Origin of the sequence: Pseudomonas sp. B21-032, from assembly GCF_024748965.1 — a bacterium.
Classification (GTDB): domain Bacteria; phylum Pseudomonadota; class Gammaproteobacteria; order Pseudomonadales; family Pseudomonadaceae; genus Aquipseudomonas.
In genome coordinates, this window is record NZ_CP087180.1 from 426,257 (window position 1) to 439,663 (window position 13,407).

At 63.8% G+C, this 13,407-nt stretch carries 15 protein-coding genes; 2 read left to right on the forward strand and 13 right to left on the reverse strand.

What is annotated here, in order from left to right; translation table 11 throughout:
* Window positions 1-117 precede the first annotated feature (117 nt).
* From phaZ to gshB, 13 genes are all read right to left on the reverse strand, one after another.
* Window positions 118-969 carry a poly(3-hydroxyalkanoate) depolymerase gene (gene phaZ / locus LOY54_RS01890; RefSeq protein ID WP_045193860.1) on the reverse strand — a complete coding sequence of 284 codons (852 nt, stop codon included), beginning with the start codon at window positions 967-969 and terminating at the stop codon, window positions 118-120.
* Window positions 970-1,029: 60 nt separating this feature from the next.
* Complete coding sequence (gene phaC, locus LOY54_RS01895; RefSeq protein ID WP_195885504.1) at window positions 1,030-2,709, reverse strand: class II poly(R)-hydroxyalkanoic acid synthase; 1,680 nt, start codon at window positions 2,707-2,709, stop codon at window positions 1,030-1,032.
* A 350-nt stretch (window positions 2,710-3,059) separates the two neighbouring features.
* Complete coding sequence (locus LOY54_RS01900; RefSeq protein WP_258609007.1) at window positions 3,060-3,437, reverse strand: DUF971 domain-containing protein; 378 nt, start codon at window positions 3,435-3,437, stop codon at window positions 3,060-3,062.
* A gap of 97 nt (window positions 3,438-3,534) precedes the next feature.
* On the reverse strand, window positions 3,535-4,872 hold the full coding sequence (gene hslU, locus LOY54_RS01905) for an ATP-dependent protease ATPase subunit HslU (protein ID WP_045193855.1): 1,338 nt from the start codon (window positions 4,870-4,872) through the stop codon (window positions 3,535-3,537).
* Window positions 4,873-4,949: 77 nt separating this feature from the next.
* Entirely contained in the window at window positions 4,950-5,480 is a 531-nt protein-coding gene (gene hslV / locus LOY54_RS01910) for an ATP-dependent protease subunit HslV (RefSeq protein ID WP_028945572.1), read from the reverse strand.
* Between the two features lie 184 nt (window positions 5,481-5,664).
* Window positions 5,665-6,936: a dihydroorotase gene (locus tag LOY54_RS01915; protein ID WP_093376951.1), complete on the reverse strand. Its 1,272-nt coding sequence runs from the start codon at window positions 6,934-6,936 to the stop codon at window positions 5,665-5,667.
* On the reverse strand, window positions 6,933-7,937 hold the full coding sequence (locus LOY54_RS01920; RefSeq protein ID WP_010221491.1) for an aspartate carbamoyltransferase catalytic subunit: 1,005 nt from the start codon (window positions 7,935-7,937) through the stop codon (window positions 6,933-6,935). The genes LOY54_RS01915 and LOY54_RS01920 overlap by 4 nt, the downstream gene beginning before the upstream one ends.
* 12 nt (window positions 7,938-7,949) lie before the next feature.
* Window positions 7,950-8,468, reverse strand: coding sequence for a bifunctional pyr operon transcriptional regulator/uracil phosphoribosyltransferase PyrR (pyrR, locus tag LOY54_RS01925; RefSeq protein ID WP_010221492.1), 519 nt, complete (start codon window positions 8,466-8,468; stop codon window positions 7,950-7,952).
* 62 nt (window positions 8,469-8,530) lie between these two features.
* Window positions 8,531-8,962 carry a Holliday junction resolvase RuvX gene (gene ruvX / locus LOY54_RS01930; protein ID WP_093376944.1) on the reverse strand — a complete coding sequence of 144 codons (432 nt, stop codon included), beginning with the start codon at window positions 8,960-8,962 and terminating at the stop codon, window positions 8,531-8,533.
* Window positions 8,962-9,531, reverse strand: a complete 570-nt coding sequence (locus LOY54_RS01935; protein ID WP_258610680.1) for a YqgE/AlgH family protein — start codon at window positions 9,529-9,531, stop codon at window positions 8,962-8,964. The genes ruvX and LOY54_RS01935 overlap by 1 nt, the downstream gene beginning before the upstream one ends.
* A 71-nt stretch (window positions 9,532-9,602) precedes the next feature.
* Window positions 9,603-10,586: an ankyrin repeat domain-containing protein gene (locus LOY54_RS01940; RefSeq protein ID WP_093376935.1), complete on the reverse strand. Its 984-nt coding sequence runs from the start codon at window positions 10,584-10,586 to the stop codon at window positions 9,603-9,605.
* Window positions 10,587-10,670: 84 nt separating this feature from the next.
* Window positions 10,671-11,576 (reverse strand): energy transducer TonB, encoded by a 906-nt coding sequence (locus LOY54_RS01945; protein WP_038997538.1) that lies wholly within the window; start codon window positions 11,574-11,576, stop codon window positions 10,671-10,673.
* A 109-nt stretch (window positions 11,577-11,685) separates the two neighbouring features.
* Entirely contained in the window at window positions 11,686-12,639 is a 954-nt protein-coding gene (gene gshB, locus LOY54_RS01950) for a glutathione synthase (protein ID WP_258609009.1), read from the reverse strand.
* Between gshB and LOY54_RS01955 the strand changes: the two genes are divergently transcribed.
* Together LOY54_RS01955 and pilG are read left to right on the forward strand one after the other, a co-directional pair.
* A complete protein-coding gene (locus LOY54_RS01955) occupies window positions 12,638-12,916 on the forward strand; it encodes a hypothetical protein (protein WP_258609010.1) in 279 nt (92 codons plus the stop codon). The two genes, gshB and LOY54_RS01955, sit on opposite strands and share 2 nt — an antisense overlap.
* Before the next feature lie 37 nt (window positions 12,917-12,953).
* The gene (gene pilG / locus LOY54_RS01960; RefSeq protein ID WP_258609012.1) at window positions 12,954-13,364 is read left to right on the forward strand and encodes a twitching motility response regulator PilG; all 411 of its coding nucleotides are present in this window, start codon (window positions 12,954-12,956) and stop codon (window positions 13,362-13,364) included.
* Window positions 13,365-13,407 lie beyond the last annotated feature (43 nt).

The following is a 13,407-nucleotide window of genomic DNA, read 5'->3' on the forward strand; positions in this document are numbered from 1 at the left end:
GGCAACACTCCGTCGTCAGGCCATCAACAAACACATCAATGCAAGAGCGACACCAACCTCACGCCGCGCACCCGGGGTGCCTGGCATCCTGCCATGGGCTCGGGTGTGGCAGGCGTCTCAGCTGCTGGGGGCGGGCCGAGGGTGCATGACGGCGCGTTGGCGCTCTTGCTGGAGAAACTTCATGATGATCGGGGCGACGGCCTCGGCTCGGGTGATCAGGAACAAGTGGCCGTCGTCGATTATGTGTAGCTGGGCATTGGGAATTCGCCAGGCCAGCAGGCGCATGTTGATCAAGGGAATCAACGGGTCATCGTCACCGGCCAGCACCAGGGTCGGCTGCTGGATCTTGTGCAGCCAGTGAATGCTGGTCCAGCCAAGCCCGGCGAACAGTTGCCAGTAGTAACCGAGCTTGCCGCCTGAGCGCACCTTGGCCGCGTGCGACAGGGCCAGGTCCGGGTCCCGGCGAAAGGCGCCGCCGTAGATCTGCGGGGCGATGCGGATCACATGGGACGGTTGCACGTAGCGTCGGGGGCTGGCCATCAACCACAACACCTTGGGCTTGCCCGGCACCATCACCGCGCCAGCGGCGGTGGCAGCCAGCACCAGTTTCTTGCAGCGCTCGGGGTAGTCATGGGCGAACTGCTGGGCCAGCGCCCCGCCCCAGGACACGCCAATGACATTGACCTGGCCATAGTCGAGGTAGTCGAGCATGCGCGCGGTAAGCTTGGCCAGGCCCGGAAAACGGTAGGGGTGGCGCGGGGTCGATGAACCGCCGACCCCCGGCACGTCGAAAGCAATTACCTCAAGGTCCGGGTCCAGGGCCTGGATGAACGGGAACACCAGCTCCAGGTTGGCGCCGATGCCATTGAAGATCAGCAAGGGCGTCAAGTGCGGCTTGCCGGGTCGGACGGCGGTGCGGATGGTCTGGCCATCCAGGTCGACGGTCCTGAAAATATACGGTTGCGGCATGCGCGAAGCCCTGTGTTGGATAAACGCCGCAGCCCTCGCGAGCTGCGGCGGTGTTCGCTATCAACGCTCGTGAACGTAGGTCCCTGGCGCTGCGGCACCGGCCACATGGGCCTTGTTGCCAAGGTTGACCGGGGCTTTTTTCAGCTTGCCGGAACGCTCGGCCAGCCAGGTGTGCCAGTACAGCCACCAGGAATCGGTGTGCTTGGTCGAGTTCTCTTGCCAGTCGAGGGCGCTGGCGGGCATTTCACTGTTGGTCATGTAGCGCGCCTTGGGGTTGCCCGGCGGGTTGAGGATGCTCTGGATATGGCCGCTGTTGGACAGCAGGAACTCGACCTTGCCACCGAACAGCTGCGCCGACTTGTAGCATGACTGCCACGGCGTGATGTGATCGGCGGTACCGGCGACGCTGAAGATGTCGGTGGTCACCTGCTTGAGGTCGATCGGCGTACCGCACACTTCCAGTGCATCGGGGCGCAGCAGTGGATTGTTTTTGAACATTTCGATCAGGTCGCCGTGGAAGGCGGCCGGCAGGCGCGTGGTGTCGTTGTTCCAGAACAGGATGTCGAACACCGGCGGCTCGTTGCCCAGCAGGTAGTTGTTGACCCAGTAGTTCCAGATCAGGTCGTTGGGGCGCATCCAGGCGAATACCTTGGCCATGTCGCGGCCTTCGAGCACACCGGCCTGATAGGAATGACGCTTGGCGGCCTCGAGGGTCTGCTCGTCGACGAACAGCGCCACCTGGGTATCAAGGGTGGTATCAAGCACGCTGACCAGCAGGGTCAGGGCGTTGACCTTCTTTTCGCCCAGCGCCGCGTAATGGCCCACCAGCGCAGTGCAGGTGATGCCGCCGGAGCAGGCGCCGAGCATGTTCAGGTCCTTGCTGCCGGTGATCGCCAGGATCACGTCGACCGCTTCCTTGAGCGCGTCGATGTAGGTCGACAGGCCCCATTCGCGCTGGGACTTGGTCGGGTTGCGCCAGCTGACGATGAAGGTCTGCACGTTGGAGCGCAGGCAGAAACGCGCCAGGCTCTTTTCCGGGCTGAGGTCGAAGACGTAGAACTTGTTGATCTGCGGCGGCACCACCAGCAGCGGCTTTTCCAGCACCTGCTCGGTGATCGGCCGGTACTGGATCAGTTCCAGCACGTCATTGCGAAACACCACCGCGCCTTCGCTGGTGCCGAGGTTCTTGCCGACTTCGAAGGCGTCCATGTTCACCTGGCTGGGCATGCCGCCATTGTTGACCATGTCCTTGGCCAGGTTCGACAGGCCGTCGAGCAGGCTCTTGCCACCGGTTTCGAAGAAGCGCTTGACCGCCGCCGGGTTGGCTGCGGTGTTGGTCGGCGCCATGGCCTCGGTCATCAGGTTGATGACGAAGTGGCCGCGGCTGATGTCCTGGTCAGACAGGTTGCTGGTATCGATCCAGTCGTGCAGTTCCTTGCGCCAGGCCAGGTAGGTCTGCAGGTAGCGGCGATACAGCGGGTTCTGGCTCCAGGCCGGGTCGTGAAAACGGCGGTCGTCGCCCTCGGGCTGCAAGCTCGACTTGCCGAAGATCACATCTTTCAGCTCCATGCCGAAATGGGCGACATGCTTGGCACTGTGCAGCGGTTGACGAATGGCCTGACGCAGGACCATTCGAGCAGATGTCAGCAAATCCTTGCGGCGCAAGCCGATCACCGGGTTCAGACCCAGGGTGTTTTCCGAGGCTTGGCGCTGCAGGTCATCGTTATTCTTGTTACTCATCTACGACGCTCCGTTGTCCTGAGACGAGTACCGGTTTGACTGTGCGCGTTACACAGACGAACGCCCGGTACTGCTGCTCGGGTGACCAGTGATAACGAACTGCGGTCCTGCGGCCGGATGCAAACGACGATGAGCCATGCGGGTTTTTTCTGCGTGAGAAGACTGCCTGCTTTCGCTCGCGACCTCTACATACCAGCCCGACCCTGCATTAAATCCGATGCAGGGAACTTGCCAGATCCATTGGTTACCCGACTTTTTGGTATAGCGCAAGACGGCCACTCATTGGCCGTGGTGCAGGCATTCAAGCAAATAGAATTAGAAAATGCGCTCTAAACCCTGAGGGGCCCGGGCTAGAGCATCAGCTTGACGATCGACTCGTTGGGGTCGCGGGATTTTCCGGCTTTTTCCAGCTCGCCAAGGTAGTCATCCCAGAGTTCCTGCTGGCGCAGGCACAACTGCTCAAGGTATTCCCAGGTGAACAGGCCGCTGTCGTGGCCGTCGTCGAAGGTCAGTTTCAGGGCGTACTGGCCGGCAGGTTCCAGCCCGCTCAAGCCAACGCCAAGCTTGCCGTACTGAAGGATCGGATTGCCGTGGCCCTGGACCTCGGCGGAGGGGGAGTGCACGCGCAGGAATTCGGCGGGCAGGTTGTACACCTCGCCTGGCCCGTAGGTCAGGGTAAGGGTCTTGGAGGCTTTGTGCAGGTTGATGCCGGTGGGGATTCTGGTCATGGATAAGGGCTCTTGGGCTACAAGCTGCAAGCTACAAGCTACAAGAGAAGGCGTCCAGCGCACTTGACTTGCAGCTTGCCGCTTGAAGCTTGCCGCTTTAGAGAATGTAGCGAGACAGGTCTTCGTTCTGCGCCAATTCGCCCAGGTGGCTGTTGACGTAGTCGGCGTCGATGCGGATCGGCGCTTCGCTGTGGGCGCTGGCCAGGTCGCCGGCGCTGAACGACACCTCTTCGAGCAGGCGCTCGAGCAAGGTGTGCAGGCGACGGGCACCGATGTTTTCGGTTTTCTCGTTGACCTGCCAGGCGATCTCGGCCAGGCGCTTGATGCCGTCGGCGGCGAACTCGATGTTCAGGCCTTCGGTTTTCAGCAGCTCACGGTATTGCTCGGTGAGCGAGGCGTGCGGTTCGCTGAGGATGCGCTCGAAGTCTTCGGGGCTCAGGGCCTTGAGTTCGACGCGAATCGGCAGGCGACCTTGCAGCTCGGGCACCAGGTCGCTCGGCTTGCTCAGGTGGAAGGCACCGGAGGCGATGAACAGGATGTGGTCGGTCTTGACCATGCCCAGCTTGGTGTTCACCGTGCAGCCTTCGATCAGTGGCAGCAGGTCGCGCTGCACGCCTTCACGAGAAACATCGGCGCCGCCAACGTTACCGCGCTTGGCAACCTTGTCGATTTCGTCGATGAACACGATGCCGTGCTGCTCGACCGCTTCCAGGGCCTTGGCCTTGAGCTCGTCTTCGTTGACCAGGCGCCCGGCTTCTTCGTCGCGCACCAGCTTGAGCGCTTCCTTGACCTTGAGCTTGCGGCTCTTGCGCTTGCCCTTGCCCATATTGGCGAACAGGTTCTGCAACTGGTTGGTCATCTCCTCCATGCCCGGCGGCGCGGAAATATCGACACCCACGGCCTCGGCCACTTCGATCTCGATTTCCTTGTCGTCCAGCTGGCCTTCGCGCAGACGCTTGCGGAACAGCTGGCGGGTGTTGGAGTCCTGGCTGGCGACCTGGTCTTCGTTGAAGCCGGTGCGCGCCGGTGGCAGCAGGGCGTCGAGGATGCGCTCTTCGGCAGCATCTTCGGCGCGGTGGCCGACGCGGATGATTTCCTGCTCGCGGAGCATCTTGATCGCCGCATCGGCGAGGTCGCGGATGATCGACTCGACGTCACGGCCGACATAGCCGACCTCGGTGAACTTGGTCGCTTCGACCTTGATGAACGGGGCGTTGGCAAGCTTTGCCAGGCGCCGGGCGATTTCGGTCTTGCCGACGCCGGTCGGGCCGATCATCAGGATGTTCTTCGGCGTCACTTCAACGCGCAGCTCGGCCGGCAGTTGCATGCGCCGCCAGCGGTTGCGCAGGGCGATGGCGACGGCGCGCTTGGCGTCGTCCTGGCCGATGATATGGCGGTTGAGTTCGTGGACGATCTCGCGGGGGGTCATGGACATGATAGTGATGGTCCTTGGGCTCGATAAGTCAGCGTGGAAAAGCCCGGCCACCGGGGCCGGGCGCCAGAACAGCTGAATTACTCGGCCAGGTCCTGCTCCTCGATGGTCAGGTTGTGGTTGGTGAACACACAGATGTCACCGGCGATGTTCAGCGCGGTCTCGGCGATTTCGCGGGCCGAGAGGTCGGTCTTTTGCAGCAGCGCGCGGGCGGCGGCCTGGGCGTAGGCGCCACCGGAGCCCATGGCGATCAGGCCGTCTTCGGGCTCGACCACGTCACCGTTGCCGGTGATGATCAGCGATGCGTCCTTGTTGGCTACCGCCAGCATGGCTTCCAGGCGGCTCAGGGAACGGTCGGTACGCCACTCCTTGGCCAGCTCCACGGCGGCGCGGATCAGATGGCCCTGGTGTTTTTCCAGTTGCCCTTCGAAGCGTTCGAACAGGGTGAAGGCGTCGGCGGTGGCACCGGCGAAACCGGCGATGACCTGGCCGTGGTACAGGCGGCGGACTTTCTTGGCGTTGCCTTTCATCACGGTGTTGCCGAGAGAAACCTGGCCGTCGCCGCCCATGACGACTTTGCCGTGGCGGCGAACTGAAACGATGGTGGTCAAGGGAGAGTCTCCACGCAGCGGGGCGAAAATGCCTGATGCAGACTCATATGGGGGTGGTGGGAAGGATTTCAACTACACACATGTGTGTGAGCGATAAGCTGCAAGCTTGAAGCGGCAAGAAAAAGCGGACCGGCGACCGGCCTGGCCCGCTTGTAGCTCAAGGCTTGTAGCTTGTGGCTGACCTTCAGGTCTCGTGACTGATATGCCCATCGACCAAGGTATAACGCACCGCACTCGGCAGGCAGTGGCCGATGAACGGGCAGTTGTCGCCCTTCGAGCGCCATTGCTCGCCGGCCAGGGTCGAGGCCTTGGCGTCGAACAGCACCAGGTCTGCGGCACTGCCTACCTTCAGCTCGCCCGCTGGCAGGCGCAGCGCTGCTGCAGGGCCTGCAGACAAACGTTGCAACAAAGTCGGCAAATCGAGCAGGCCGTCTTCCACCAGGGTCATGGCCAGCGGCAGCAACAGTTCGACACTGCTGATGCCCGGCTCGGTGGCGCCGAACGGTGCCAGTTTGGCATCCCGCTCGTGGGGCTGGTGATGGCTGGAAATCGCCTGGATCACCCCGGACTTCACCGCCTCGCGCAGGCCGTCGCGGTCGGCGCGGGTGCGCAGCGGCGGTTGCACGTGGTAGAGGCTGGAGAAGTCGCGCAGCGCTTCATCGGTGAGGATCAGCTGGTACAGGGCCACGTCGGCGGTCACCGGCAGGCCCAGTTCCTGGGCCTGGGCGATCAGCCGCGCGCCGCGGGCGCTGGTCAGCTGGCTGAAGTGCGCACGCACGCCGGTCTGTTCGACCAGCAGCAGGTTGCGCGCCAGGGCTACGGTCTCGGCGGTTTCCGGGATGCCCGGAAGGCCGAGGAAGCTGGCCATGGCGCCTTCGTGGGCCAGGCCACCCTGGGCCAGGTCGCGGTCCTGGGAGTGGAAGATCACCGTCAGGTCGAAGGTCGCGGCGTATTCCAGGGCGCGGGCCAGGGTGCGGTTGTTGGCAAAGGCATTGAGGCCGTTGCCAAAGGCCACGCAGCCGGCGTCGCGCAGGGCAATCAGCTCGGCAAGCTGCTCGCCTTCAAGGCCTTTGCTCAGGGCGCCGATCGGGTAGACCTTGCTGTGCCCGGCTTCGCGGGCGCGGTCGAGAATCAGCTCGGCCACTGCCGAGGTGTCCAGTACCGGCTTGGTCTGCGGCGGGCAGCACAGGCTGGTGACGCCACCGGCAGCGGCAGCGCGGGTTTCGCTGGCGATGCTACCCTTGCGGCTGTAGCCGGGTTCGCGCAGAGCGACGTTGAGGTCGACCAGGCCGGGGGCGGCTACCAGGCCTTGGGCGTCGATGCTGCGCGCCGGCTTGAAGCCTGCCGGGGCGGCGCCGATGGCGATGATCTTGCCGGCATCGATGTGCAGGTCAGTGGTCTGGTCCAGGCCGCTCAGCGGGTCGATGACCCGGGCGCCGAGAATACTGAGGGTCACTGGGCGTTCTCCTGCTCGAATTGACGTTGCGCGGTCTGCCCGCTCATGGCCATGGACAGCACCGCCATGCGCACGGCGATGCCGTAGGTGACCTGGTTGAGGATCACCGAGTGGGCTCCGTCGGCCACCGCTGATTCAATCTCGACGCCGCGGTTGATCGGGCCCGGGTGCATGACGATGGCATCCGGCTTGGCCCCGGCCAGGCGCGCGGTGGTCAGGCCGAACAGGCGGTAGAACTCGCCTTCGCTGGGCAGCAGGCCGCCGGCCATGCGCTCACGCTGCAGGCGCAGCATGATCACCACGTCGACGTCCTTGAGGCCTTGCTCGAGGTCGGTGTAGACCTTCACCCCATACTGCTCGATACCGATCGGCAGCAGGGTTTTCGGGCCGATCACGCGGATGTCCGGGCAGCCCAGGGTTTTCAGCGCGAGCATGTTCGAGCGCGCCACCCGCGAGTGCAGGATGTCGCCGACGATGGCCACCGAGAGGTTCTCGAAGCCGCCCTTGTGCCGACGAATGGTGAGCATGTCGAGCATGCCCTGGGTCGGGTGGGCGTGGCGGCCGTCGCCGCCGTTGATGATCGCCACCTCCGGGCACACGTGCTCGGCGATGAAGTGCGCGGCGCCCGAGTCGGCATGACGCACGACGAACATGTCGGCGGCCATGGCTTCGAGGTTGCGCAGGGTGTCGAACAGGGTTTCACCCTTGCTGGTCGAAGAGGTCGACACGTTCAGGGTGATGACGTCGGCCGACAGCCGCTGGGCGGCCAGTTCGAAGGTGGTGCGGGTGCGCGTGGAGTTCTCGAAGAACACGTTGCAGACGGTCTTGCCGCGCAGCAACGGGACCTTCTTCACGGCCCGGGCGCCGACTTCGAGGAACGAGTCGGCGGTGTCGAGGATTTCGGTCAGCAGTTCGCGGGGCAAACCGTCGAGCGAGAGAAAGTGGCGCAGCTGGCCCTGATCATTGAGCTGCAGCGGGCGCTTGGCGTCGATTGGCGTCATCGCGGGGGACTCTTAAAGGGCGGAAGCGGAGGCGAGGTCCTGGCGCTCGAGGGCGAGCGGTGCGGGGCCGGTCAATTTTACCCGTTCATGGGCAGCCAGCGACAGGGTGGCGCCGACCACATTCGGCCGGATCGGCAATTCGCCGGCATCCAGGTCGAGCAGGCAGACCAGGGTCACGCTGGCCGGGCGGCCATAGTCGAACAGCTCGTTGAGGGCGGCGCGGATGGTACGCCCGCTCATCAGTACGTCGTCGATCAGCACCAGGTGCTGGCCTTCGATCTCGAACGGCAGGTCGGACGGGCGCACCTGCGGGTGCAGGCCGTTCTGGCTGAAGTCGTCGCGGTAGAAGGAAACGTCGAGCGTGCCCAGGGCGGCGTCGCTGCCCAGCTCTTCGAGCAGGGCCTGGGCGACCCAGACACCCCCGGTGCGGATGCCGATGAAACGCGGCTCGGCAATGGCGCGGCGGGCCAGATGGGCGCGAAGGTCGACGGCCATCTGCCGGATCAGTTCGGCGGGATTGGGTAGGCTCATGCTTGCTCCTCAAGAGGCCGGGGAGCGGTGCGCTGGCCCGGCTTGAATGCGATGATCGGGTCTCAGGCCCCGGTATTGGCCTCCAGCCAGCCCTGCAGCAGCAAGGCGGCGGCAATGGCATCCACCGGATTGTCGCGGTAACTGCCGCGCTGGCCGCCACGGGCCATGCGCTCGCCCTTGGCTTCGAAAGTGGTCAGGCGTTCGTCGTGGGTGTGGACCGGCAGGTTGTATCGACCATTAAGGCGGCGGGCGAATTTTTCTGCGCGCTCGCTCATCTCGCTGGGGCTGCCATCCATGTTCAAGGGCAGGCCGACCACCAGGGCGTCGGGTTTCCACTCTTTGATCAGTTTTTCCACCTGGGCCCAGTCCGGCGTGCCGTTCTGCGCCTTGAGGGTGCACAGCTCGCGGGCCTGGCCGGTGATCACCTGGCCGACGGCGACGCCGATCTGGCGGCTGCCGTAGTCAAAGCCCAGCAGTAGACGTACTTCGGCCATCAGGCGTGCCCCGCCTGGCTGGTCAGCAGGCTGAGGTTGATCCCCAGGCTTGCCGCCGCGGCGGCAAGGCGCTGTTCACAGGCCATGCCGAAGATGATCTCGGGGTCGAACGGGCAGTTCAGCCAGGCGTTGTCGGCCAGCTCCGCTTCCAGCTGCCCGGCTTCCCAGCCGGCATAGCCGAGGGTAATCAGGCTCTGTTTCGGGCCCAGGCCGTCGGCGATGGCGAACAGCACGTCCTGGGAGGTGGTCAGCGACAGGCCGTCGAGTTCGACGGTGGCCTGGAAGCTGCGCTCGCTGGTGTGCAGGACGAAGCCGCGGTCGGTTTGCACCGGGCCGCCCATATAGATTGGTACATGAATGCAACTGGCCGGCGGTTCGACGTCCGGGCACAGCTGTTCGAGGATATCGGCCAGGTTGAGGTCCTGCGGCCGATTGACCACCAGCCCCATCGCCCCATTGGCGTTGTGCTCGACGATGTAGGTCAAGGTCTGCGCGAAGTTCGGGTCGGCCATGTGTGGCATGGCAATCAGGAACTGATGCTTGAGGTAATCCGGGCTGAGGTTCTTCATGCCTGATAGTGTGGCGGTGAGTGGCCACGCTGACAAGGTGCTGGCGTCACCTTGTCAGCTTTACTGCGGGGTTACTTGAACAGCTTGACCACTTCTTCGGTGTACAGGGTTGGCGACTCTTCAGCGGCCGACAGCACGTACTCCTGGACGGTTTGCTGCTTGGCCTGCGGGTACTTGGCCAGGTAGCTCTCCGGGAACGCCGGGGCCTTGAGGCTGGAGCCGGCCTTGATCAGCGCGGCGACGCAGTCCGGGTTGTCCGTGCGAGCGGCTTCTTCCAGCGGCGTACCGACCGGGAAGGTGCCGTGCTGCTCGTGGTAGGCATCGATCGAGCTGCCTTTTTTCAGCAGCAGGGCAATGCGCTCGGCCGCTTGTGGGTCAGGCTGGCCGTTCATCTCAAAGGCGCGTTCGCAAACATGGTGCAGCGGCGTCGTGCCGGTCAGGGTTACCTGGTAGGGATTGGCGCCGGCAGCGACCAGCAGCTTGATCACCTCCAGGTTCGAGGCACCCGGTCCGGTCAATGGGGTAAAGCCGTTCGGCCGGACGGCCTTGGCATCGGCGCCAGAAGCCAGCAGCAGCTTGATCAGTTCGGCTGAGCCCTTGCCTGCTGCGGTGTTCAGCGGCGTAGCGGAGTCGCCCTGGGCCAGCACGTTGACGTCGGCGCCGGCCTTGATCAGGCCCTTGACCATGCGCAGGTCGGCCTCGGAGGCCTTCGATTGCTCGGCCTGGTTGAGGACGAACAGCAGCAGGGTTTCGCCGTTTTCCTGGATAGGTGTGTTGACGTCACCGATCTTTGGCAGGAACAGCTCGAACGGCGCGACGATCTTGTAGGAGGCGGCCAGGAACATCGGCTGGCCTTTCGGATCGGCACCCTGGTCGAGCAGGGCCTGGATCTTGGCCAGGCGCGCCGGGGTTTCGTCGTACTTGTACTCGCCAACTTCGTTGTACAGCTTCTGCGACAGCTCGGCGGCGTCGGCGAAGGCAGTAGCAGGCAGGACGCAGGCCGCCAGGGCCAGGCCGAGGGCGGCTGTTTTGCGGGCGAAATTGATGCGCGACATCAACAGAATCCTTTCTTGAGGGGGATATACGGGCGCGCATCATCGCAAAATGGCTATTGTTTTGCCATCAGGCGGAGCCTTAGATCAATTACTCTGCAGCCGGTCGCCGCGGGCGAAACGCCAGGTACGGATGATCTCCAGCCGGTCGATATCGGCCAGGTCGCCGGTGAACGGCGCGAACGGTGCGGCCAGGCGCACGATGCGCTGGGCGGCCTGGTCGAGCAGCGGCTGGCCGGAGGACTCCAGCACCAGCACTTCATACAGCGAACCGTCGCGGTTGATCGACACCATCAGCCGCAGGCTGCCGTAGATCTGCTGGCGCCGGGCTTCGTCGGGGTAGTTGAGGTTGCCGATACGCTCGACCTTCTTGCGCCACTCGTCCTTGTACCAGGCACCCTTGTCGCGCATGGTCGAGGCGGCATTAAGCCTGTGGATGCGCGGGCGCTTGGCGTACAGCTGCTGCTCGTTGGACAGTTCGGCTTCGAGGCTGGCGATCTGGCTGGACAGCTGCGAGCTGTCGAAGTCCGGGGTCGCGGCCTTGGGTTTGGGCTGCGGCTTGGCTTCCTTGGGTCGGGTTTCGACCTTTTCCGGCTTCGGCGCCTTGGTCGCCACTACTGCCTTGGGCGGCGTCGGTTGCGGTTGTACTTCGGGCTTGGCGGCCGGCGGCGGGGTGACCTTGTTGATCTTGCTGTCCTGGAAGGGCGCTACTTCGGTGGTTTTCGGCACCGCCTTCTTGTCCAGGGTGCCGCTGCCTTGCTGATTGTCCTGGGCCAGGTAATCGGCCTTCTGCGGCGCTTTCTCGCTTTTGAAGGTGGCCAGGGTGATTTCCATGGTCCGGCGGATTTCTTCGGGCTTGGCGAAGGTGAAGCCGACACCGAGAATCAGCGCCAGGTGCAGCAGCGCCGCCAGGAACAGGGTAAAACCCAGGCGATCCACCGGGCGTACGCGGGGTGGAGAGAAGTCGGCAGGGATGTCAGCAGGAAGCGTCATCAGGTATCCAGCAGCTGCAAAGACCGGGGGAAACCGGCAGAGCAGGTGCCCAGGTCATAAAAACGACCGGCATGATACCCCACTCTGCGCGGTTGCTCCGCGTCGGCTGTCAGCGCGCCTTGAGCTTGCGATCAATGGCATCCATCAACTGCACGCCGATCTGGGTGCCGAAGGCGTTGTCGATCTCACGGATGCAGGTCGGGCTGGTGACGTTGATTTCGGTCAGGTGCTCGCCGATCACGTCCAGGCCGACGAACAGCAGGCCCTTCTCGCGCAGGGTCGGGCCGACCTGTTCAGCGATCCAGCGGTCGCGGTCGGTCAGCGGGCGGGCTTCGCCACGACCACCTGCAGCGAGGTTGCCACGGGTTTCGCCCGAGGCCGGAATGCGCGCCAGGCAATAGGGCACCGGCTCGCCGTCGATCATCAGGATGCGCTTGTCGCCGTCCTTGATGGCCGGCAGGTAGCCTTGCGCCATGATTTGCTGGGTGCCGTTGCCGGTCAGGGTCTCGAGGATTACCGAGAGGTTCGGGTCGCCCGGGCGATGGCGGAAGATCGAGGTGCCGCCCATGCCGTCCAGCGGCTTGAGGATGGTGTCGCCCTGCTGGTTGACGAACTCGCGCAGGATATCGGCGCGGCGGCTGACCAGGGTCGGTGGCGTGCACTGCGGGAACAGCGTGGCGAACAGCTTTTCGTTGCAGTCGCGCAGGCTCTGCGGGCGGTTGACCACCAGCACGCCGGCGGCTTCGGCCTGTTCCAGCAGGTAGGTGCTGTAGACGAACTCCATGTCGAACGGTGGATCCTTGCGCATCAGGATCACGTCCAGCTCGCTCAGGGCGCTGTCTTGCTCGGCGTCCAGCTCGAACCAGTGCTCCGGGTCGGCGAACACTTTCAGCGGACGCATGCGTGCGCGGGCCTGGCCGGCGCCCTGGTAGAGGTCCTGCTGCTCCATGTAGAACAGCGACCAGCCGCGCTCCTGGGCGGCCAGCAACATGGCCAGCGAGCTGTCCTTTTTATAGGAAATGCGCGCAATGGGGTCCATGACAATCCCGAGGCGAACGCTCATGGGCAAAATCCTCTCAGCGGCTATGGGCCGCATTGGCTCGAATGAAAAGTGGCGTCAGGGTGGCGCTCGCAGCGCTGGCGGTCAAGGGAAAAACGCATCCTGGGCGGCGCTGCGCCGGGCGTCGGCGCGGGCCGATGGAATGCACCCCACAGAGTGTGCTAAAAAGGCCTGGCACGTGGCCTGCACGGCCGTCTCCAGCTGCAAGCCACAAGCCATAAGCCACAAGAAAAAGCACGCCGCGTTCACCCTGCTTTTTCTTGCCGCCAGAAACTTGTAGCTTGCCGCTCATAGCGAGCAGCGATGGTAGAGCAATTATGGAACAGCCCGGCGCGGCATTGAAGGTGATGGTGATCGACGATTCCAAGACGATTCGCCGCACCGCCCAGATATTGCTCGGTGAAGCAGGATGTGAGGTCATCACGGCCATCGACGGTTTCGATGCCCTGACCAAGATCATCGACCACCAGCCGCAGATCATTTTCGTCGACGTGCTGATGCCGCGTCTGGACGGCTACCAGACCTGCGCCCTGATCAAGCAGAACAGCATTTTCAAGGACACGCCGGTGATTCTCCTGTCGTCCCGCGATGGCCTGTTCGACAAGGCCCGTGGCCGTGTCGTCGGCTCTGATCAATTTTTGACCAAACCTTTCAGCAAGGAAGAGCTGCTGGACGCAATCAAGGCCCATGTGCCCGGATTCGCCGCAGAAGAACAACACGCACCCTGACGTTGCGCCGCCGCGCAGGCGTCTATTCCTTATGGGGAACAGC